The 20,876-nt window shown below is 72.5% G+C and carries 14 protein-coding genes; 7 read left to right on the top strand and 7 right to left on the bottom strand.

Going from position 1 to position 20,876, the window contains the following annotated elements:
* Positions 1–6: 6 nt before the first annotated feature.
* The 3 genes from A3IG_RS0115660 to A3IG_RS0115650 all read right to left on the bottom strand — a co-directional run bounded on the left by A3IG_RS0115660 (position 7) and on the right by A3IG_RS0115650 (position 4,270).
* Positions 7–2,052, bottom strand: a complete 2,046-nt coding sequence (locus tag A3IG_RS0115660; RefSeq protein ID WP_026220300.1) for a HelD family protein — start codon at positions 2,050–2,052, stop codon at positions 7–9.
* A gap of 45 nt (positions 2,053–2,097) precedes the next feature.
* Entirely contained in the window at positions 2,098–2,763 is a 666-nt protein-coding gene (locus A3IG_RS0115655; RefSeq protein WP_026220299.1) for a TetR/AcrR family transcriptional regulator, read from the bottom strand.
* Positions 2,764–2,857: 94 nt separating this feature from the next.
* Positions 2,858–4,270: an FAD-dependent oxidoreductase gene (locus A3IG_RS0115650; protein WP_018384520.1), complete on the bottom strand. Its 1,413-nt coding sequence runs from the start codon at positions 4,268–4,270 to the stop codon at positions 2,858–2,860.
* 651 nt (positions 4,271–4,921) lie between these two features.
* Here A3IG_RS0115650 and helR point away from each other — a divergent pair.
* Positions 4,922–7,069, top strand: a complete 2,148-nt coding sequence (gene helR / locus A3IG_RS0115645) for an RNA polymerase recycling motor ATPase HelR (RefSeq protein WP_018384519.1) — start codon at positions 4,922–4,924, stop codon at positions 7,067–7,069.
* 374 nt (positions 7,070–7,443) lie between these two features.
* Positions 7,444–10,758 carry an AfsR/SARP family transcriptional regulator gene (locus tag A3IG_RS29915; RefSeq protein WP_018384518.1) on the top strand — a complete coding sequence of 1,105 codons (3,315 nt, stop codon included), beginning with the start codon at positions 7,444–7,446 and terminating at the stop codon, positions 10,756–10,758.
* Positions 10,759–11,391: 633 nt separating this feature from the next.
* Here A3IG_RS29915 and A3IG_RS0115635 read toward each other — a convergent pair.
* A complete protein-coding gene (locus A3IG_RS0115635) occupies positions 11,392–12,036 on the bottom strand; it encodes an N-acetylmuramoyl-L-alanine amidase (protein WP_018384517.1) in 645 nt (214 codons plus the stop codon).
* A gap of 222 nt (positions 12,037–12,258) precedes the next feature.
* Here A3IG_RS0115635 and polX point away from each other — a divergent pair, with 222 nt between their 5' ends.
* Together polX and A3IG_RS0115625 are read left to right on the top strand one after the other, a co-directional pair.
* Positions 12,259–14,016, top strand: a complete 1,758-nt coding sequence (gene polX / locus A3IG_RS0115630) for a DNA polymerase/3'-5' exonuclease PolX (RefSeq protein WP_018384516.1) — start codon at positions 12,259–12,261, stop codon at positions 14,014–14,016.
* A gap of 180 nt (positions 14,017–14,196) precedes the next feature.
* Positions 14,197–15,225 carry an LLM class F420-dependent oxidoreductase gene (locus tag A3IG_RS0115625; RefSeq protein ID WP_018384515.1) on the top strand — a complete coding sequence of 343 codons (1,029 nt, stop codon included), beginning with the start codon at positions 14,197–14,199 and terminating at the stop codon, positions 15,223–15,225.
* Positions 15,226–15,300: 75 nt separating this feature from the next.
* On the opposite strand, the gene A3IG_RS0115620 is transcribed toward A3IG_RS0115625, so the two are convergent.
* The 3 genes from A3IG_RS0115620 to A3IG_RS0115610 form a co-directional block, all read right to left on the bottom strand.
* Complete coding sequence (locus A3IG_RS0115620; RefSeq protein ID WP_018384514.1) at positions 15,301–15,861, bottom strand: snapalysin family zinc-dependent metalloprotease; 561 nt, start codon at positions 15,859–15,861, stop codon at positions 15,301–15,303.
* Positions 15,862–16,243: 382 nt separating this feature from the next.
* Complete coding sequence (locus tag A3IG_RS0115615; protein ID WP_018384513.1) at positions 16,244–16,654, bottom strand: SRPBCC family protein; 411 nt, start codon at positions 16,652–16,654, stop codon at positions 16,244–16,246.
* 182 nt (positions 16,655–16,836) lie between these two features.
* The gene (locus A3IG_RS0115610; protein WP_040911596.1) at positions 16,837–18,396 is read right to left on the bottom strand and encodes an N-acetylmuramoyl-L-alanine amidase; all 1,560 of its coding nucleotides are present in this window, start codon (positions 18,394–18,396) and stop codon (positions 16,837–16,839) included.
* Positions 18,397–18,811: 415 nt separating this feature from the next.
* On the opposite strand from A3IG_RS0115610, the gene A3IG_RS0115605 reads away from it, so the two are divergent.
* From A3IG_RS0115605 to A3IG_RS0115595, 3 genes are read left to right on the top strand one after another with little or no spacing between them, the layout of a single operon-like run.
* Positions 18,812–19,237, top strand: coding sequence for an RlpA-like double-psi beta-barrel domain-containing protein (locus A3IG_RS0115605; RefSeq protein ID WP_026220297.1), 426 nt, complete (start codon positions 18,812–18,814; stop codon positions 19,235–19,237).
* Positions 19,238–19,247: 10 nt separating this feature from the next.
* Positions 19,248–19,877: a hypothetical protein gene (locus tag A3IG_RS0115600; RefSeq protein WP_018384509.1), complete on the top strand. Its 630-nt coding sequence runs from the start codon at positions 19,248–19,250 to the stop codon at positions 19,875–19,877.
* A gap of 40 nt (positions 19,878–19,917) precedes the next feature.
* Positions 19,918–20,874 (top strand): MauE/DoxX family redox-associated membrane protein, encoded by a 957-nt coding sequence (locus A3IG_RS0115595; RefSeq protein ID WP_201787493.1) that lies wholly within the window; start codon positions 19,918–19,920, stop codon positions 20,872–20,874.
* The last annotated feature ends 2 nt before the right edge of the window (positions 20,875–20,876 follow it).

The following is a 20,876-nucleotide window of genomic DNA, read 5'->3' as shown; positions in this document are numbered from 1 at the left end:
CCGCGTTCAGCCCGTCAGCGCGGCGGGCAACGGCCGGTGGTGCAGGACGTCGAGGCGGGACACGGCCCTGGTCAGCACCACGTACAGGCGGTTCATCCCCCTGGCCTCCGCGGCGACGATGGCCGCCGGCTCCACCACGATCACGTGGTCGTACTCCAGGCCCTTGGCCGCACCCGCGGGCAGCACCGTGACCCGCGGTGCCGCGGCGTCCTGGGCGTCCACGTCGGCGGTGTCCACCCCGGCCGCCGCCAACGCCGCCCGGAGGCCCGCCACCGCGGACCCGTCGGCGATCACCCCCACCGACCCCTCGTGCGCCAGGGCCGCCAGGACCGCACGGACCGTCGCCGAGGGCAGGTCGGCGACCTGCCGCACCGCCAACTCCCCGTCACGGCGCAGCGAACGTGCGGGAGGGACCCGGACGTCGAGCTCCCCGGCGAGTCGGTTGGCGAGCTCCACGATCGCCGCAGGGACCCGGAAACCCATGGTCAGCGGGGTCACCGAGGCGTCCGGCTTGCCGAGGTGCGCCAGGTGCTCGGCCCAGTCCCGGGCCGCCCACGGGGTGGTGCCCTGCGCCAGGTCGCCGAGGACCGTGACCGAGCCGAACTCCGCCCGGCGGGCGACGGCCCGGCACTGCATCGGGGAGAGGTCCTGGGCCTCGTCCACCACCACGTGCCCGTAGCCCGGGGGACGCTCCACGAGACCGGCGACCTCGTCGAGGAGCACCAGGTCGGCCGGGGACCAGCGGGCGCTCCGGAAGGAGCGCGGCGGTCTGCGCCAGAGCACGGCCCGCTGCTCGTCGGGGTCCAGCACCCCCTGCGCCGCCGCGGCCAGGGCGTCGGGGTCGGCGAGGAGCGACGCGACGACCTCCTCCGGGTTGGCCTTGGGCCACACCTGGTCCACGCAACCCGAGACCGCCCTGGCCCGTCCCATCCGGCGCAGCCACTCGTTGCTCGGGGGGCCGGCGCGGCGTTCCGCCTGCCGTTGGAGCAGCGCCACGATGCGGTTGCGCACCCGCTCCCGCCCCACCGCGTAGGGGGGCTCCTCGGCACGCACCTCGTTGACGACCCGTTCCAGGTCCGCGACGCTGATCCGCCAGCGGTACGACCCGTCGGGCACGACGACGGGGGCGGCGGGCGGGGCGATCCTGCCGAACAGGGCGCGTCGCAGCACCGCGGCCATCCGGGCGTCGTGCTTGACCACCGCGGCGGCTTCCTCGTCCTGCGCCCGCACCGGGACGCGGGCTATCTCCTCGTCCAGGGTGGACTGCCGGACGCCGACCTCGCCGAGGGAGGGCAGGACCTGGGAGATGTACCTCAGGAACGCGCGGTTCGGGCCGAGGACGAGCAGCCCGCCGCGCTGGATGCGCTGTGGGTGGGTGTACAGCAGGTACGCGGCACGGTGCAGCCCCACCGCGGTCTTGCCGGTGCCGGGTGCCCCCTGCACGCAGACCGACTCGCCGAGCGCCTGGCGCACCAGGTCGTCCTGGTCCGGCTGGATGGTGGCGGCGATGTCCCGCATGGGCCCGACGCGGGGCCTTCCGATCTCGTCGGCCACGACGGTGCTCCCGCCGTGTGCGCGGCCGGCACCGAGGTGTTCGTCCTCGAGGCTGGTGAGGTCCTCGGAGGCACCCGTGCTCCCGGGGGCCCAGCCGAACCGCCTGCGGACCGCGACGCCCTGGGGGTCCCGGTCGCTCGCCTGGTAGAACGCCCGACTGACGGGTGCCCGCCAGTCCACCACGAGGGGAGGGGCGGACGGGTCGGTGCTGATCCTGCGGCGGCCGAGGTGGTAGCTCTGGCCGCGGTGTTCCCCGGCCCCCGCGGTGTCGGCGAAGTCGAGCCGGCCGAAGAACAGCGGGGTTCGTGGCAGCTCCCCGAGCTCCTTCGCCCGGCTGCGCAGGTGGCGGCCGAGGACCTCGGCGTCGGCCCCGGAGGCGGAGACGTCCTCTCCGGTGATCACGCGCTCCGCGGCGCCACGCACCATCCCGGTCATCGCCGCGCGACACGCCTCGTGGAAGTCCCGCTCCTCGGCGAGCTCCTCATCAGGTGTCCTCATGCCCCCAAGATATCGTAACCAAGTAACGAATTTAACTGAGTAACGTCATGCGAACAGGCCGCCGGCGCCGTTCCGCAGTTGCGCGTACGCGATGTCGGCCGCCGCCACCGCGTCCGGGTGGACGGCGTCCGCCGACTCCCCGCCGGCGATCCGTCGCCAGTTCTCCTGCGCCAGCACCCGCTGCACCGCCAGGACCTGCGCCGCGGCCAGCCGCGCGCCCGTGCGACCGACACATGGCTCCACCCCGCCCGCGACCGCCTCCGTGAGCGCCCCCGCCAACGCCTCCTCCGAGCGCCCCAGGTAGGCGAAGAGCCTCGCCACCAGGCTCGGCGTCCCGTACACCAGGCGGTGGAAGGCCAGCACCTCCGGATCGTCGTTCAGCCCGGTCACCGGGTCCCGCCGGTCCAGACCGGTACGGAAGTGGGCGTGCAACGCCCCCAGCGGCGACTCCCCCGGGGGCCGCTCGGCCACCACCCAGCCCGCCTCCGTCTCGTGGTCGGCGAACCGGTGCAGCACCAGGTCCTCCTTGGTCGGGAAGTACCGGAACAGGGTCGGCTTGGAGATCTGCACCGCGTCGGCCACCTCCGCCACCGACACCCCGTCGAAGCCCCGCTCCAGGAACAGGCTGATCGCGGCGTCCGAGATCGCCCGGTGCATCTGCCTCTTCTTGCGCTCGCGCAGGCCCAGCGGACCGTTCGTCCCAGCACTCATGGCCACGAAGGGTACGCAACGGCCGACGGGCGACGGGAATTCCGCCCGCCCCGTCACCCGGCGCGTCAGAGGGAGCCGCCACCCGGCGGCGCGGTCATCCCTTGCCGTCAGCGGCGGGGATGAGGGCGCGCTCGGACTCGGTCAGCGGCGGATCGGCCAGCGGCGGACGGTTCGGCCCGAGCAGGGTGATCGCGGCCACCCTGGGCGCGAGCAGCTTCGCGGTGGGCGCGGACAGCGAGAGGGCGTCCAGCATGGCGCGCATCGCGGTGGGACGGCAGGTGGCGGCCTTGGACATCCGCTCCATGTACCGCTGGAGCATCCGGGTGGCGGCGTTCGGAGGTCGGCCCTCCGCCTCGGGGTACAGGATGTCCTGGGTGGTCGCCATCGCCCAGGCGTCGTTGACGGCCCGGGTGACGGACCGCTGGATGCGCCGGGTGGCCTGGGGGGCGAGTCCGTGCTTGGCGAGGCCGTCACCGAGGCAGGTCGCGTGGTACGCGGCGACCGACATGCCGTGCCCGTAAGCGGGGTTGTAGGTGGCCACCGCGTCGCCGATCACCAGCAGACCGGCCGGCCAGGTGGGCAGCCGCTCGAAGAACAGCCTGCGGTTGACGGTGCTGTGGGTCATCCGCACCGAGGTCAGCGGCTCGGCCCGGGCGATGAGGTCGGCGATCACCGGGTGCCGCGTGCTGCGCGCGTAGGCCTCGAAGTCGTCGTCCCGGTCGGTCGGGTGGGCCCCTCGGGTACCGGCGACCGTGACGATCCACTTCCCCTTCTCGATGGGCACCAGCACCGCGCCGCGCCCCGGGCGGGTCGGTTCGGGGAACGCCTGCACGTTGACCACGGGGAAGTCGGTGACGCCCTCCAGCGCGCGGAAGATCCGCGTGGCGTAGGCCAGCCCGCAGTCCACCGTCTCCACGGGCACCGGCGGCAGACCGAGGCCGTCGAGCCACGGACGGATGCGGGAGGACCGACCGGTGGCGTCCACCACCAGGTCGGCCTCGAGCGTCGAGCTCCCACCGGTCTCCTGGTCGCGGACCTCCACCCCGGTGACCCGGGTGGCGTCCCCGAGCAGTCCCTCCACCGCGGTGCCGTCCATGAGGTCGATCCCCGGCAGGGCGCACACCTGCTCCCTGATCACCCAGTCCAGCAGGTCGCGGCTGGCCGCGAGCAGGAACTGCATCTCCGGCCGCTGCCGAATCCACCAGCCGTCGGGCGACAGCGCGACCAGTCCGTCGGGGACTCCGTGCCGCCTGGCCCCGGCGGCGGTGAGGCGGTCGATGGTCCCGGGCACCAGCGCCTCGATCGCCCTCGCCCCGCCCGACCACAGCATGTGCACGTGCCGGGCCTGCGGCACGCCCTTGCGGGGCTCGGGGCCGTCCGGCAGGCGGTCGCGTTCCACCACCGTGACCTTGTCGACGTGCCCGGTGAGCACGGAGGCGGCCAGCATCCCGGCCAGGCCCCCGCCGAGGACCACCGCGTGGGTACGAGGCTGCGTGTTGGTGCTCATGGGACTCCAAGGACGTCGTCGAGGCCGGGTTCCTGGCGTTCCCACCGGTCCTACCGCCAGAACGGCGTCGAAGGAGGCCAAAAGGCCTGATCGCCGCGGCCTCTCGAGTCCGGCTCCACCCACGGTCAGTCCTGTGTCCGACATGGCACACCACTTCGGACAGTGCCGTCGTCGCCCCGCCGCGGGGCCGCCGAGCGCCCCGCGGAGCCGGCGGGCGACTCGGTCGAGGTCCGCGGGCCGCTCGGGCCGGTGCTCCACGACCGGGAGGGGCTGGAGTTCGCCGGGGAACGGTACGGGGAGCTCTCGTCCACGGCTTCGTCCGCACGCCCGCGTGGAAGTCCCTCCTGGCCGAACGTGTCGCCGCGCGCGGCACCGCGCCGTTTCCCGGGGAGGTCGTCCGGTCACGGCGGACGACGAGGAAGAGCTGGGAGATCACCCACTCCTTGCCATTCTCAACGTACAGCGCACCGGGGGGCTTGCGGCAAGGCCCCCGGGGTGCCGCAGAATCGCGGGCCGAGGCCGGGAACGGCGAACGGGCACGGGGCCGGGACGGGCGGAGCGTCGCCCGTCATGGTCGCCGGGTTCGTCACACTGGTCCCGACGCCTTGCTGCGCGCCACGGTCGCGAGCGACCCCAGAACGGAGCCATCACGTGAACTCGCTGCACACCAGCGTGTTTGACCTCCCCGACCACCTCTCCCCCAAGGCCGACCCGGCGCTGATCGCGGGCGACGAGCGGCACTTCGCGGCCATCGCGGAGAGCATCGAGCAGGCGACCGCCGAGCTGTCCGACCGGCTCGACGCCGAGCGCAGGGCGCCCGGCGGTGTCGGCCGGCAGGCCATGGACCGGGACATCGAGATCCACCGGCTGTCCGCTCGCCTGCGCGCACTGCGTCGCTTCGGTGTGGACCTGTGCCTCGGACACATGGTCAGCGCGGGCAGCTCCGAGCCGGTGTACGTCGGACGGCTCGGACTCACCGACTCCGCGGGGCGCCGGCTGCTGCTCGACTGGCGTTCACCCGCGGCCGAGCCGTTCTTCGGGGCCACCCACGCCAACCCGATGGGCCTGGCGAGTCGCCGCAGGTACCGGTGGACCCGCGGCCGGATCAGCGACTACTGGGACGAGGTGTTCACCCCGGACGGGTTCACCGGGCACGCCGCCCTCGACGACCAGTCCGCCTTCATCGCGAGTCTGGGCGGCAACAGGTCGGCACGGATGCGCGACGTGCTCGGCACCATCCAGGCCGACCAGGACGCCGTCATCCGCGCGGGTTCCCGCGGCGCCCTGGTCGTGGACGGCGGTCCGGGTACGGGGAAGACCGTCGTCGCCCTGCACCGCTCCGCCTACCTCCTGTACTCCGACCCGCGCCTCGGGCACCGCCGGGGCGGCGTGCTGTTCGTCGGCCCGCACCGGCCGTACCTGGCCTACGTCTCCGACGTCCTGCCCAGCCTCGGAGAGGAGGGCGTGCAGACCTGCACCCTGCGGGACCTCGTCGCCGAGGGGGCCACGGCGGGGGTCGAGGCCGACCCGGACGTGGCCCGCCTGAAGTCGTCCGCGGACATGGTGAAGGCGATCGAGAAGGCCGTCAGGCTCTACGAGGAGCCGCCCGCCGAGGGCATGACGGTCACGACCCACTGGTCCGACGTCTGGCTGGGCGCCGACGACTGGGCCGTGGCGTTCGCGGCGGCGGAACCCGGCACCCCGCACAACGACGCGCGCTACCAGGTCTGGGAGGAGCTGCTCACGCTCCTGGTGGACAAGCACGAAGGCGACGTCCCGGCCGAACTCCTCCGCAGGTCGCTCGGGCGGGACAGGGAGCTGCTCAGGGCCTTCAACCGCGCATGGCCGCTGCTCGAGGCGGCTGACCTCGTGGGAGACCTGTGGTCGGTACCCGCCTACCTGCGGATGTGCGCCCCCTGGCTCAGCCCCGACGAGGTGCGGACGTTGCAGCGCGGGGACGCCCAGGCGTGGACGGTGTCCGACCTGCCGCTCCTGGACGCGGCACGGCAGCGGCTCGGCGATCCGGAGGCGTCCCGTCGCAGGCGGCGGCACAACGCCGCTGTCGCCGCCGAACGCGAGCGCAGGGCCGGAGTCATCGACGCCCTGATCGAGGCCGACCACGACGGTGAGGGCGCGGTGACCATGCTGCGCGGACAGGACCTGCGGGACGCCCTGGTCGACGAGTCCGCACTGCCCGGCGTGGAACCGGACCTGCTCGCCAGCCCGTTCGCGCACGTCGTCGTGGACGAGGCCCAGGAACTCACCGACGCGGAGTGGCAGATGCTGCTGCTCCGGTGCCCCTCCAGGAGCTTCACCATCGTCGGGGACCGCGCCCAGGCCAGGCACGGTTTCACCGAGTCGTGGCAGGAACGGCTCCAGCGGGTCGGGTTCGACCGGATCAACCTGGCCTCGCTGAACATCAACTACCGGACGCCCGAAGAGGTCATGGCGGAGGCGGAGCCGGTGATCCGGGCCGTGCTCCCGGACGCCAACGTGCCGGCCTCCGTCCGCGTCAGCGGCGTCCCCGTCGTGCACGGACCCGCCTCCGACCTGAGCTCGGTCCTCGACACCTGGCTCGCCGCACACGCGGACGGGACCGCCTGTGTCATCGGCGATCCCGTGTTCCGGGCGACACCCCGCGTCCGGTCGCTGACCCCGGAGCTGTCCAAGGGGCTCGAGTTCGACCTGGTCGTGCTCGTCGACCCGGAAGGGTTCGGCAACGGCGTCCAGGGATCGGTCGACCGCTATGTCGCGATGACCCGGGCGACACAGCAACTCGTCGTCCTCACGAGTTCCTGACGCCGGTGACACGCGTCGCCGCCCCGGGTGCCGGCGCACCATCAGCCAGGCGTGCGCTGGCCGGCGTTGGGAGTCAGACCATATAATTCAAGGGCGGACGCCCATGAGACCAGCACATAGTGGCCAATAGTCATCCCCCGCACCTTGGCTGGATCTGTGCGCCGGCGTCAACGACCTTGCGGCGCGCCACCATCCGGTGATCAACCCCCCGCCTATGCTGGGACGGATTCCATGGGTGGGCCGAGGCGCGCGGGGGAACGGTGACAGGGGTGGGAAGTGCATCGGCTCCTGGGAAGGCGAGCACGACACCAGATGAGGCACCGGGCGGTCCCGTGGGAGTAGCGCCGAGCGAGGCTCCGGCCCGAGGAGTGCGCGTGCGCATCCTGGGTCCGGTCGCGGTCGAGGTGGACGGTCGCGAGGTGACCCTCGGGCCACAGCAGCGGGTGCTGCTCGCGGCGCTCGTCCTGGCCCGGGGCCGCCCGGTCAGCAGGGCCCGGCTGATCGAGCTGATGTGGGAACAGGAGGTCCCGGACGGCGCCTCGACGGCGCTGCGCACCCACATCCTCAACCTGCGGCGGGTGCTCGAGCCCGACCGGCGAGCCCAGCAGGGCTACACCGTGCTGGTCAGCACCGGCGGCCGGAACAACGCCGGTTACGCCCTGCGACTCGCCCCGGGCCAGCTCGACGCGGAGCAGTTCGCGCAGTTGGTGCGGCAGGCCCGGCAGGACGGCGGCGGCGGAGACCCGCTGGCCGCCCTGGAGGCGCTCGACCGGGCGCTGGGGCTGTGGCAGGGGCCCGCGCTCGACGGCCTCGGTGACCGTTCCTTCGCGGTCGCCGAGTCGACCCGGCTCGAGGAGCAGCGCCTCGCCGCCCGCGAGGACCGGATGGACGCGCTGCTCGCGCTCGGACACTACGAGGAGGTGGTGGGCGAGCTCACCACGCTGGTCGGGGAGTACCGGTTGCGGGAACGGCTGTGGTCGCAGCTGATACTCGCGCTGTACCGGTCCGGCCGGCAGGCCGACGCGCTGTCCGCCTACCGCCAGGTGTACCGGCTGCTCGACGAGGAGCTCGGGGTGGCGCCGGGCCGGCCGCTCCAGGAGCTCCACCGGCAGGTCCTCCAGGCCGATCCGGCGCTTGAGGCGACCGAGCCCAGGCCGTCGGTGCCGGTTCCCCGGCAGCTCCCGCCGGACACGGGCGGCTTCACCGGCCGCACCGCGTACCTGCGGCTGCTGGACGCCCTGTTGCGCACCCAGAAGCCCCGCCCCGGGCGTCCCCTGATGATCGCGTCGATCTCCGGCACGGCCGGGGTGGGGAAGACGGCCCTCGCGGTGCACTGGAGCCGACGGGTCGCGGAGCGTTTCCCCGACGGCCAGCTCCACCTGTCGTTGAGGGCCTACGCCTCCAGTGATCCGCTCACCGCCGACGAGGCGCTGGGCCAACTTCTGCGCGCGCTGGGCGTCGCCTCGCTGCGCATCCCCAGGAGCCAGGACGAGAAGGCGAGCCTGTACCGGTCGCTGCTGGCCGACCGGCGGGTGCTGCTGCTTTTGGACGACGCGTCGTCGCTCGAGCAGGTGCGGCCCCTGCTGCCGGCGTCCCCCACCTGTCTCGTGGTGGTGACCAGCCGGCACGACCTGCGGGGGCTGAGCGCGTTCCACGACGCCCAGCGGATCAACCTCGACGTCCTCACCGACGAGGAGGCCGTGGCGCTGCTTGCCCGGGTGGTGGGCGGGCAACGGGTCCGGGCGGAGCCCGAGGCGGCGGAGGAGCTGGCGCTGGTGTGCGGCCGGCTGCCCCTGGCCCTGCGGATCTGCGCGGCGAACCTGGGCAGTGGCCGGTACCGGCGGATCGCCGACATGGTGCGCGCGCTGCGGGAGGGCGACCGGCTGGCCGAGCTCAACGTGGACGGGGACCAGCAGACCGCCGTCGAGGCCACCTTCGACCTGTTCTACCAGGGGCTGAGCGATCCGGCCCGGCGGGCGTTCCGGCTGCTCGGGCTCGTCCCCGGCTCCGACGTCACCCCGGGCGCCGCCGCGGCGCTCGCCGGCTGCCAGGGCACCCGGGACGCCGCCCGGCTGCTCGACCAGTTGGAGTCCAGGCACATGATCGAGTCCTATGTGCCGGGCCGCTACCACTTCCACGACCTGCTGCGCCTGTACGCCCGGGAGCGGGCGTTCCGGGAGGAGGGCCCGCAGGAGTGCGAGGCCGCCCTGCGCCGGCTGCTGAGCTGGTACCTGACGACCGCTGACAACGCCTCACGGGCGCTGTTCGGCGCCGTCTACAACGCCTTCGCGCTGCCCCGGCAGCCGATCAGCGAGTGCCCTGTGGAGCCGCAGGAGTTCGCGGACCTCGAGGAGGCGTGGGAGTGGGTGAACGCGGAGCGGGCCAACGTGCTCTCGTGCATCGACAGCGCCGCGGACAACGGCCCCCACGCCTTCGCCTGGCAGATGACGGACGCGCTGCACGGCCACTTCATGGGCAGCGGGCACCTCGACGACTGGCTGCGGGCCGCGCACGCGGGGCTGCGCGCGGCCGTGGCCAGCGGGAGCGAGCTGGGACAGGCCGTGATGCACGAGACCCTGGGCAACGCCTACCTGGACCTCGCTGACTTCCCCCGCTCGGTGCAGCACAGCACCGAGGCCGTCGAGCTGTGCGAGGGGACGGGCGCCACCATCCTCGGCAGCATGGCGCGTCTCGTACTGGCCATCGCCCGGTGGAACCAGGCGGACCTGGATGCCGCGACCGAGCAGTGCCGTCGTACGCTGGAGACGTTCCAGGCCCTCGAACAGCCGGCGGGAGAGGCGTTCGCCCTCACCATGCTGGGTTTCGTCGCCGCGGACCAGGGCCGCCTCAACGAGGCCCTGGGGTACCTCACCCAGGCGGAGGCCATGACTCCGCTGCACGAGAGCGTGCTGACGGTCACCACCATGCTGCGCACCCTGGGGTACATCCAGCGGCACCTGGGCAGGCTCGCCGACGCCCGGCGCTACCTCAGCCAGGCGCTGGTGCTCTACCGACAGTCCCAGGTGGCGCTGTACGAGGAGTCCGCCCTGTGCAACCTGGCGCTGATCCTGTGCGACGCCGGCTACTACCGCTTGGCGCTGTCCCACGCGGAGCGGGCGCTGAGCGTGATCCACCGCACCAACCGCCGGTTGATCGAGAGCGACCTGCACAACGTCCTGGGCATCGTGCTGGGGGCCCTCGGCGACGTTCACGAGGCGCTCGACCACCACCGCAGGGCCCTCGAGCTGGCCTCAAAGTGTGGTTGTCGCAGGAGCGAGGCGAGTGCCCACATCGGCGTCTCGGCCCGGCTGCGCGGGTTCGGCCGGCTCAACGAGGCCCTGTCGCACGCCCGCAGCGCCGTGGAGGTGGCGCAGCGCTACGGACTGAGGCTGGTGGAGGGTGAGGCGTTGGACGAGGTGGCCCGGGCGCACGCCGCACTCGGCGGGCTGGAGGTGGCGGTGGACTGGGCGCAGCAGTCGCTCGCCGTGCACCGGGAGACGGGGTTCCGGCTGGGGGCGGCGAGGGCCCTGGAGACGTTGGGGAACACCCATGGGTCGCTGGGGAACGTGCCGGTGGCGCGGGGGTACTGGCAGGAGGCGCTCGGCATCTACGAGTCGCTGGGGGTGCCTGACGCGCGCCGGCTGCGTGCCGCGCTGGCCGCCCACGAGGCGCACGGCGTCCAGAGCTAGCACCTCCCGTTCCGCATGTCCTCATGCGGCAGCCAGTAGGACGGACTCCCTCCCCGGCGGTGCGCCGGGTCCTCGGTGGAGTTGCGCGGTCTCACCCCCGTTGAGACCCCTCTCCACCGCGGCGTCCAGTCCCACTGGCTGCCGCTTCCCCCAGGAAGAGAGTCGCACCCGTCGGTGAAAGATCTGTCAAAGCACCGTGAACGGGGGCGTGGAGCGGGTCTGCGGGCCGATGGGGTCGCCTCCCCCTAGAAGAATGCCCACTTCCTGGCAGTATTTCACATCCTTATATGACCCTACGATACTGAGCCCGGGGAACCGACCACCTCCACCCGCCGCCGAGGGCGGCTCGAGCCGGGCACACGAACGTGGTCGGGCACTGCCTCATGAACCAGCACCGGGCCGACCGCGCCGGGGAGCGGTGTGGTCAACTCGGCAGATCTCCCGGTCACGTCCCGTCGGACCTCGACGACGACCACCCGGGCTCGACGTTCGCAACCCCGTGGCGCACCGCGGCCGGCGTGGCCGCGGACGCCTCCGCACACCGCCTCCGGCGCCCGCCGTCGCCGACGCTCCGTCCCCCGGGCGGGCGGCGGCGGGTACGGCGCCCCCGCCGCACGACGCGGCGAACTGCCCTCAGCCGCCGTTGACCAGGCCCAGGTACCGGTTCCAGTCCCAGTACGGCCCCGGGTCGGTGTGGGTCGCCCCCGGCACCTCGTTGTGGCCGATGATGTGGTTCCGGTCCTTCGGGATGCCGTACCGGTCACAGACCGCCGCGGTGAGTGCCGCCGACGCCTGGTACATCGCGTCGGTGAAGTACTCCGGCTTGTCCACCCAGCCCTCGTGCTCGATGCCGATGCTGCGGGTGTTGTAGGTCCAGTTGCCCGCGTGCCAGCCGATGTCCTTCTCCCGCACGCACTGCCCGATGTAGCCGTCCGCGGACCGCACCACGTAGTGCGCCGAGACCTGACTGGACGGGTCCTGGAAGATGCGGATGGTGTCCGCGTAGGTCTCCTGGGTCACGTGCACCACGACGAACTCCACCGGGTAGGTGGTGGGCCGGTTGGAGACGGTGTAGTTGGAGCGGCTGGCCGGGGACCAGTAGACGGGCGGGTAGCCCGCGGGGACCACCGGTGCTGGCCCGGCGTCCTTGGCCGCCACCTGGGCGATGTCACCGGCGAGCACGGCGGCGGACGTCCCGAGCAGCAGCCCGCCGCGCAGCACGGCGCGGCGGGAGGGGGTGGGTGCGGCGTCCATGGAACCTCCGAGGGGCGAGTTCATGACAACTCAGTGAACCGAGTTCCCATCATGCGCCGGGGTTCGACACGCCGACCACCCCCCGATCACCCGCATCCACCGTTCCTCGACGGCGCCCGTGTCCGCCCTCAGACCACCTGGGGCTCCTGGCTGCCCTCACCCGAACGGGTGCCCCGCGCCGGGTCGCCGTCCGGGCCGTCCGGCGCCCGAGTGGCGCGACGCGTCCCCACGACTACCCTGGGGAGGGTGGCTCGGTCGAACGACGAGGTCGCCGCGCTGTTCCAGGAGTACGCCGACCTGATCCTGATCACCGGCGGCGACCCGTTCAAGGCGCGCGCCTACGAAAAGGCTGCCCGGGCGATCGGCGGGCACCACGCCGAGGTCAGGGACCTCGACCTCAAGGGGCTCCAGAAGATCCCCGGCGTCGGCAAGTCCATCGCCGAGAAGGTGCTCGAGTACTTCCGCGGCGGCAGCGTGTCCGCGGTCGAGGAGGTCCGGGCGAAGATCCCGGCGGGGGTCCGTCAGTTGACCATGATCCCCACACTGGGGCCGCGCAAGGCGATGACGCTCTACGAGGAGCTGCACATCTCCTCCATCGACGAGCTCGTCGACGCCATCCACCAGGAGCGTCTGCGCGACCTCAAGGGGTTCGGCCCACGGACCGAGGAGAAGATCCTGCACGGCATCGGGCTGATGCAGGCCGCCGGGGACCGGGTCCTGGTGGACGTGGCGATGGACCTCGCCGAGGAGCTCGTGTCGGAGCTCTCCCACGTCCGTGGCTGCCTCCGCTGCGTCTACGCCGGGTCGCTGCGGCGGCTGCGGGAGACCATCGGTGACATCGACATCCTCGTGGCGGCCCGGGACTCGGAACCGGTGATGCGCGCGTTCACGTCGCTGCCGCAGATCACCGAGGTGACCGCGCACGGGGACACCAAGACGTCGGTGCGCACCACCCGGGGACTCGCGGTGGACCTGCGGGTGCTGCCCCCGGACGCCTGGGGCGCCGGGCTGCTGTACTTCACCGGGTCACGGGCGCACAACATCCGCATCCGGGAGATCGCCGTGCACCAGGGGCTGCGGCTGTCGGAGTACGGCCTGTTCGACGTGGACAGCGGAGACCTGATCGTCTCCGAGACCGAGGAGGACGTCTACTCCCGGCTGGGCCTCCCCTGGATCCCGCCGGCGTTGCGGGAGGACCGGGGCGAGGTCGAGGCCGGGCTCCGCGGGGAGCTGCCGGAGCTGGTCACCGAGGAGGACATCCGCGGTGACCTGCACACCCACACCGACCTGACGGACGGGCTCGCCCCGCTGGAGGAGATGGTCGCCGCGGCGGAGCAGCGCGGTTACTCCTACTTCGCCGTCACCGACCACGCGCCCAACCTGTACATGCAGCGGATGACCGAGGAGCGGATGCTCGAGCAGCGCCGCCAGCTCCACGAGCTGGACCGGCGGCACCGGGGCCGTGGCGGCTCCGGACGGATGCGGCTGCTGCACGGCACGGAGCTCAACATCGACCCGGACGGCGAGCTGGACTGGCCCGACGACGTGCTCGCCGGTTTCGACCTGTGCGTGGCGTCGGTGCACTCGCACTTCAACCAGGACCGGGCGGCGTTGACCCGGCGGCTGGTGCGGGCCTGCGAGAACCCGTACGTCAACGTCATCGGGCACCCCACCACCAGGGTCATCGGGAAGCGGCCGGGTCTCGACGCCGACCTGGACGCGGTCTTCGCCGCCTGCGCGCGGACCGGCACCGCGTTGGAGATCAACTCCCACCCGGACCGGTTGGACCTGGGGGACGAGGCCATCCTGCGGGCCAGGCGGTACGGGGTGAAGTTCGTCGTCAACAGCGACGCGCACTCCGCCCTCCACCTGGCCCACCTCAGGTTCGGCGTGGGGACGGCCCAGCGGGGGTGGCTGACCAGCGAGGACGTCATCAACACCTGGCCGTACGCGCGACTGCGGCGGTTCCTGCGCAAGGGACGCGCGGAGCGGTCCGCGGCCTGAGCTGGCCGGCGCGACGCCGGCCCGGGGCCGGGCGGCGTCCTCGTGCCCCCGTTCCCGCGGCGGTCCCACGGGCGCGGTCGGTCGAGGGCGGTTAGAGCGGCGGCGGTCACCCTGGGGGCGGGAGTGACGAGGACCGTCCTCGTGACGAGGGACACTCACGACCGTTGGGGGGCGCCGCCCATGAGGTTCGGAGTCGAGGCACCGACCTGCACCGCCGGGATGATGTACCCGGTCCCGTTCGCCACCGCCGCGGACGTGGTCCGGGTCGCGGTGGAGGCCGAACAGCTCGGGTATGACGACGTGGCGGGGAACGACCACCTGAGCACCCAGGGGTACGTCCGGCGCACCCACGCCGCCCCTCCCGACTACTTCGAGCCGCTGCTCACCCTGTCGCACATCGCCGCCCGCACCTCCGTGCTGCGGCTGACCACGGGCATCCTGGTCTTACCGATGCGGCAGCCGGTGCTCGTCGCCAAGCAGGCAGCCACCCTCGACCAGCTCAGCGGCGGCCGGCTCACCCTGGGGGTGGCGGTGGGCGGCTACCGGGACGAGTTCGAACGGGTCGTCCCCGACCTGCGACGGGCGTCGCGGGCCGAGCTGACCCGGGAGGGCATCGAGGCGCTGCGGATGCTGTTCGAGCAGCCGAGGTCCACGTTCCGGGGGAAGTACGTCCGGTTCGAGGACGTGGAGATGTTCCCCAAGCCGGTGCAGTCACCGTTGCCGATCTACTCGGGGGGCAACGCGGACGGGGCGATCCGCCGGGCGGCGGAGCTGTGCCAGGGGTGGCTCCCGGCGAAGATCGGCCCGGAGCGCATCCGGGAGGGGCGGGCGAAGCTGGACCTCTACGCCCGCGCAGCGGGTCGGGACCCGTCGCGGATCTCCATCGCCCTCCAGTCGATCGTGTGTCTGGGCGACACCCCGGCCAAGGCGCGGGAGACGTTCCGACGCTCCGCCTTCGACCACTTCCGCACCTCGCTGCGGACCACCATCACCCGCGGCGTGGACCTCGACCGTTACCTGGAGTGGAACCTGGTGGGCACCCCCGACCAGGTGTGCGCCAAGGTGGCCGCGTTCGCCGAGGCCGGGGTGGACCACCTGTGCAGCCTGCTGTTCGTGGGCAACACGGTGGACGAGATGCTCGCCCAGGTCCGGGCCTTCGCCCGTCACGTCATCCCGGCGTTCCGCGGCCCCAGCCGGACGGTCGCCTGACGGGGGGTGGCGCGGACCGGGCACCGGGCCCGGCCGTGCGGGGCCGACCCGGCGCCCGGACGTGGCGCCGGGCGGTCAGTCCCGGTACACCGTGGTGCCGGCCCCGACCAACTGGGCCAGGCCCCCGGAGAAGTTCGCCTCGACGGCGGCCTTCTCAGCGGCGTTGGGGTAGGGGTTGGTGCACGAGGTCCCGGCGGTCGAGCCGGACATCAGGCTGGAGCAGGGCCCCGGCTTCATGTCGGGCAGCCCGAGGATGTGTCCGAACTCGTGGGCGGCGATGCGCACGGTGTCGTACCCCTCGTTGACGGCCTGCCGGCCGAAGTACCAGGTGCCGTTGCCCAGGCTGGTGGTGTACGTCCGCGGCCAGCCGTCGTCCGCGATGATGCGGACGTTGGCCCGCTGCCCCGGAACCACCGGCTGCAACTGCACGTTGGTCACACTGTTGTTCCACACCTCGGCGCCGGCTCGCACGGCGCTGGCGAACTCCGCCGACGCGCTGGCGTCGTACGTCAACACCCGCACGGCCTTGGTGCCGTCGGCCGCGGGTGAGGCCGGGGCGGCGAGTGCCTGGCCACCGGAGAGCGCCAGCGCCGTCAGGAACACGGCGAGCAGGGCGCGCAGGACCTTGGTTAACACGATCAGCCTCCTTGCGGGGGAAGGAAACGTTCCGGTCGTGGTCATGCCCGCTCAGCGACGAGCATGCTCATGACACAACTCTCCGAGCATGCCACGCCGAGAAGGGGCGGCACAGCGGACATCCGGCCCGTTCCCGCCCTCCGACACCCGCGCCGGGACGCCGTTCAGCCCCCTGCGCAGCACCGTCACCCCGCGCGGCCGACACGACGGGGCGGGCCGCGGCGCCCCATGCCAGATGTCCCCTGCCACGGCGTTCTGGAGGGCCGGGGCCGGCGCGCTCCACTGGTGGAAGCGGCCGGCCAAGGTCACTCGACGGGGCTCGGGGCCCCGCCGAACCCCCCGGAGGAACCGTGCGGCGGCCCCTCCGGTCGGGTTTCGTCGATCAGACCGTCGCCAGCACGGTGGCGAAGCTGTCCAGGAGCTGCAGGGACCCCTGCTCGGCCTGCTGCCGCTGCTCCTCGGAGGAGGCGGGCTGGTGCAGGTGCACCTCGGTCTTCTCGCCCAGGTCGGTGAACGAGGCGGTCATCACCGTGGCGCCCTGCGGCAGGTCCACGGTCCACACCAGCCGCTTGTGCTCCACCACCTCCTGGTAGACGCCGCCGATCCGGAACTCCCCCGCCGGCGTCTCCAGGGTCGCGCTCCACGCACCTCCGTCGCGGACCTCGAGGGAGACCGACTCCGGCGAGGCGCCGAACCAGCGGGCGAAGTACTCGGGCTCGGTCCACACCCGCCACACCGTGGCGACCGGCGCGTCGAGAACCCGAGTGATGTTGATGTCAGTGGCGCTGCTCATGACTGCCTCCCGGCTGAAGGGCGTTGTTTGTCGGTCACCTTTTCAGACGGCCGGGAGGCGCCGAAGTCATCGCTGTTGCGGGCCAGAATCCGCGGATCGACAGTGACCTGGGTCACACTGCGTCGCGAAGCGGGTGGGGAACGCCCCGCAACAGGGTCGAACCACGCGGATCGGACGCCCGCTCACCTGCCGGCCTGGAGCGCCCCCCAGGTGGCGGGGCCCACCACACCGTCCGCGGACAGGCCACGACTGGTCTGGTAGTCGCGGACCGCGGTCCCGGTGGCGGGCCCGAAGTCACCGTCGATCTCCACGGTCCGACCCAGCGCCGCGGTGAGCGCGCGTTGCAGTCGCTGGACCGCGGCCCCCGTGCTGCCGTTCTCCAGCAAGGGGGTGGTGCCCGCCGAGAGCAACGCGGTCCAGGTCCCGCGGCCCACCACACCGTCCGCGGACAGCCCGCGGGCCGTCTGGAACGCCTTGGCGGCGCTCTCGGTGCGGCTGCCGAAGATCCCGTCCACGGTCCCGGCGTCGAAGCCCTGGGTGTTCAGGAGCTGCTGGACGGCCTTGACCTGCGCACCGGTGGAGCCGACACGCTGGGTGGAGTAGGCGGCGAAGTCCAGGTTCACCGTGTTGGTGCCGCCGACCAGTTGCATGTAGTAGGACCAGTTCCAGTTCGGCCCGGGGTCGGTGTGGTCGTTCCCCGGCACCTCGCTGTGCCCCACGATGTGCGTGCGGTCCTTGGGGATGCCGTACCGGTTGCACAGGTGCGCGGTCAGCGCGGCCGAGGAACGGTACATGGCGTCGGTGAACCAGCTCGGGTTGTCGACGTACCCCTCGTGCTCGATCCCGATCGAGTACGAGTTGCCGCCCCTGGCGTGCCAGGCGGTGTCGGCGTCCCGGACCATCTGGGTGACCTCGCCGTCGGACGAGCGGACCACGTAGTGGGCGCTCACGTCGGAGGAGGGGTTCTGGAACCAGCTGATGGTGCCGGCGTACGAGCCCTGGGTGACGTGCACCACCACGGTGGTGATGGCCGAGGTCCGGCCGACGGTGTAGTTCCCGGAGTAGGCCGGGACCCACTTGGCCGGCGGGTAGTCGGTGCTCAGCGTCGACGGCTGGTCCAACGTCACGTCGGCGTACCGGCCACGTTCCGGCCGCACGGTCCGCGGGTCCACGGTGACCCGTTCGCCCCCGGCGACGCCGGCGCTGACGCCCTGCTGGAGGAACTGGTAGACGGTGTCCGCGTAGAGCCGCGCCGGGTACCCCGTGTCGTCCCCGCTGTACCGGGCGACCACCGGGTACCACTCGTTCACGTCGCGCCGCTCGGCGGCGTCGAGGCCCAGGTCGTCCGCGTAGGCCCGGAGCACCGCCGCGCCACCGCGGATGTTGGCCGGCGTGTCCTCGCGCAGGGTGTTCACCGACTCGCCGGTGAGCACCGCGGCACGCTCCAGGGTCTGCCGCTCGGGGTTGCTCACCAGGTGCATCACCCCGTAGCCGTTGGCCTGGCTGGGCGCCCCCCGGTGGCCGTCCAGGTGCGTCTCCCCGTAGCCGACCGCGACCAGCAGGTCCCGGGGCACCGAGAACTCCTCCGCGGCCCGGTCGAACGCCTGGTTCATCGAGTCACGCGCCGGCTGGTCCGCCGGGGCGGCGCCGGCCGACTGCCCCGAGGCGACCAGCAGGCAGGCGGCCAGTCCACCCAGGACCGACATCCCGGTCCGCCGCCACCACATCGTTCGTCGGAACATGCATCCTCCCGGTCACGTCGTGCACTACTTGACGAGGTCGCGCCGTTCAACAAAGGGGGTGCCGCACACCGACTCCCCGACGAGGGACATGCTCGCGTCAAATCCTTTAGTTCCCCACAGTCGCCGGTTGACGCACCCTAGATGATGCGCGTAGAACGCGGCATCATGGGGATGCCCCACGGCAACCAACACCTCACCCACACCCTTCCAACCAGGCACCCCCACAGTCACACCCCCGGAGGCGACAACGGGAGGGGGTCGCGCAAGACAGAAAGGGTTGTCATGAACTGGACAATTGACATGTTCATGATATGACACGAACGAGGACTCGCGGTGCCGGAGGGCGCGGGGCGCCGCGGGGCGCAGTTGGAATGGCACGGTCAGCAGTTCGTTCCCGGTGAAGGGAGTGCACATCATGGCCTGTGGATCGACCTACCTGTGGCGAGGGGAGACCACGTGGTTCTGCTGCGGCAGCGCGTGGGGGCCCTGTGGTAGCGCGGGCGGCGGCGCCTGCGGCAACTGCCGGTCCAGCGCCAACCACGGCGCTTGGCCCAACGCCTCGGCCGCCTGCTGGGACATCACCCGTCCCGACCTGTGCGGTGAGGGCGGGATCCCACGCCGTGGCTGCGGCGCGGTGATGAACGTCAAACACCAGTGCACCGGGGCGACGGTGTGCATCACCATCACGGACTGCGGCCCCCGGACCAAGAGCTTCTGCGGCGAGCAGACCTGCTGCAACGGCGAGTGCAGATCCAACCGCATCCTCGACCTGACGCCCGCGGCGTTCTCGGCGATCGGCAGTCTCAGCTCCGGCAAGCTGCCGGTGTGGATCTACGAGTGAGGGGGACGAGATGAGCAGGAACCAGTCGCACACCCCCGAGGGCCGGGCGCTCGGCCGCAGGGGCTTCCTGTCCGCAGCGGCACTCGGCGGAGCCACCATCGTCGGCGCCTCCGCGCTCGGCGCCCTGGACGCCGACGCGGCGTTCGCCGCCCCCACGCCGTCGCTCGACCCGGCCGTCACCACGACGGCGTTCGCCGAGGGCCGGATCGCCGGCAGGAACGGCAGCATGCTCGAGGTCGCCGGATCATACGGGGACACTTACCGCATCCAGCTCACCAACGCCACCAGCATCTGGAAGGTTCACCCCACCACCGCGGACGCCATCGAACCCGGGGACGGGCTCTACGCCCGCGGGGTGCCGATGCCGGACGGCAGCATCGCCGCCGACGCCGTCTGGGTGAACATCGTCAACCTGCACTGCACGGTGCGCGGCATCGGCCGGGACCGGCTCCACCTGGCCCACGGCACCCACACGGTGGTCGGACGGATCGTGCCGGGCACCACCTCCGCCTCGTACCGCGGTGGGGCGCTGACGTCCGACCTGTCCCGCCTGCGCATCGGCCAGGACGCGCAGGTCCTCGGCGCCTGGCGGCCGAGCGACGACACCGTGGACATCGTCCGGGTGACCGTCGGCCACTGACTCCGGGCCGGCCACCCGGGAACCACCGACCGGTCCGCCCATGACCGGTCCGCGAGAACGAGAGGGGAAACGGATGCTGTCGCTGTCCTCGCACCTGGCGCCACTCGCCCTCGGAGCGCTGCTCGGTTGGACCGGCGCCACCAAGCTGTGTGGCCGGTCCGCGCGACGCCAGGCCGCTGGCACCGCGCTGGAGCGGATCACCGGCGGTCTCGATCCCGCGACACGGGCCCTGCGGGCGGTGGGGGCGATCGAGTTGCTGGTCGCCGTCGCCCTGCTGGCCGTGCCGTCCGGGACCGGCCCGGCAGGGGTGTGGCCGGGGGCGGCGGCAGCCCTGCTCGGCGCGGGCTTCCTCGGGTACCTCGGCTACGCCAGGGTCACCATGCCGGAGTCGTCCTGCGGGTGCACGGCCCGTCAGGACGTCCCGATCGGCTGGCAGGCGTTCAGCAGGGCCGGCCTCGTGGCGGTGGGCGGCGCCGCGGCGGCCGGCAGTGCCACCCCCTGGTGGGACGAGATCGCCGACCACCCCCGTGGCGGAGCGGTCTGGCTCGCCGGGTTCGCGGTGCTCACCGCTCTGCTCTTCCTGGACCTGGAGCAGAAGGTACTGCTCCCGGTGCGCCGGCTCCGGCTGCGCGTACTCGGGCACCCCCTTGACGGGGACGCCACCACCGTCCCGGTCGAGGCGTCGGTCGAGCTGCTGGAGCGGTCCCTGGCCTGGGAGGCCGCCTCCCCGGTCATCCGCTCCGGCCTGCTGGACCACTGGGACGAGGACGGCTGGCGGTTCCTGCAGTACTCCGGCAGTTACCCGACGGAGCGGGGTCCGCGGCCCGGGTGGGTGCTGTTCGCCCTCGACGGGCGTGCCCACCTGGACAACTCGCCGCGGCCCGCGGTGCGCGTCACCGTGCTCGACCAGGAGACCCAGCAGCCGGTGCCCGGCGCACTCGCGGATGTCACCTCCCGCCCGCAACTGCCCATCGTCACCGGCTCGGGCCCGGCCTGAAC

The sequence above is a fragment of the Wenjunlia vitaminophila DSM 41686 genome, from assembly GCF_000380165.1.
Taxonomy (GTDB): Bacteria; Actinomycetota; Actinomycetes; order Streptomycetales; family Streptomycetaceae; genus Wenjunlia; species Wenjunlia vitaminophila.
Note: the sequence above shows the minus strand (reverse complement) of the source record. Positions and strands in the feature narration are given on the sequence as shown.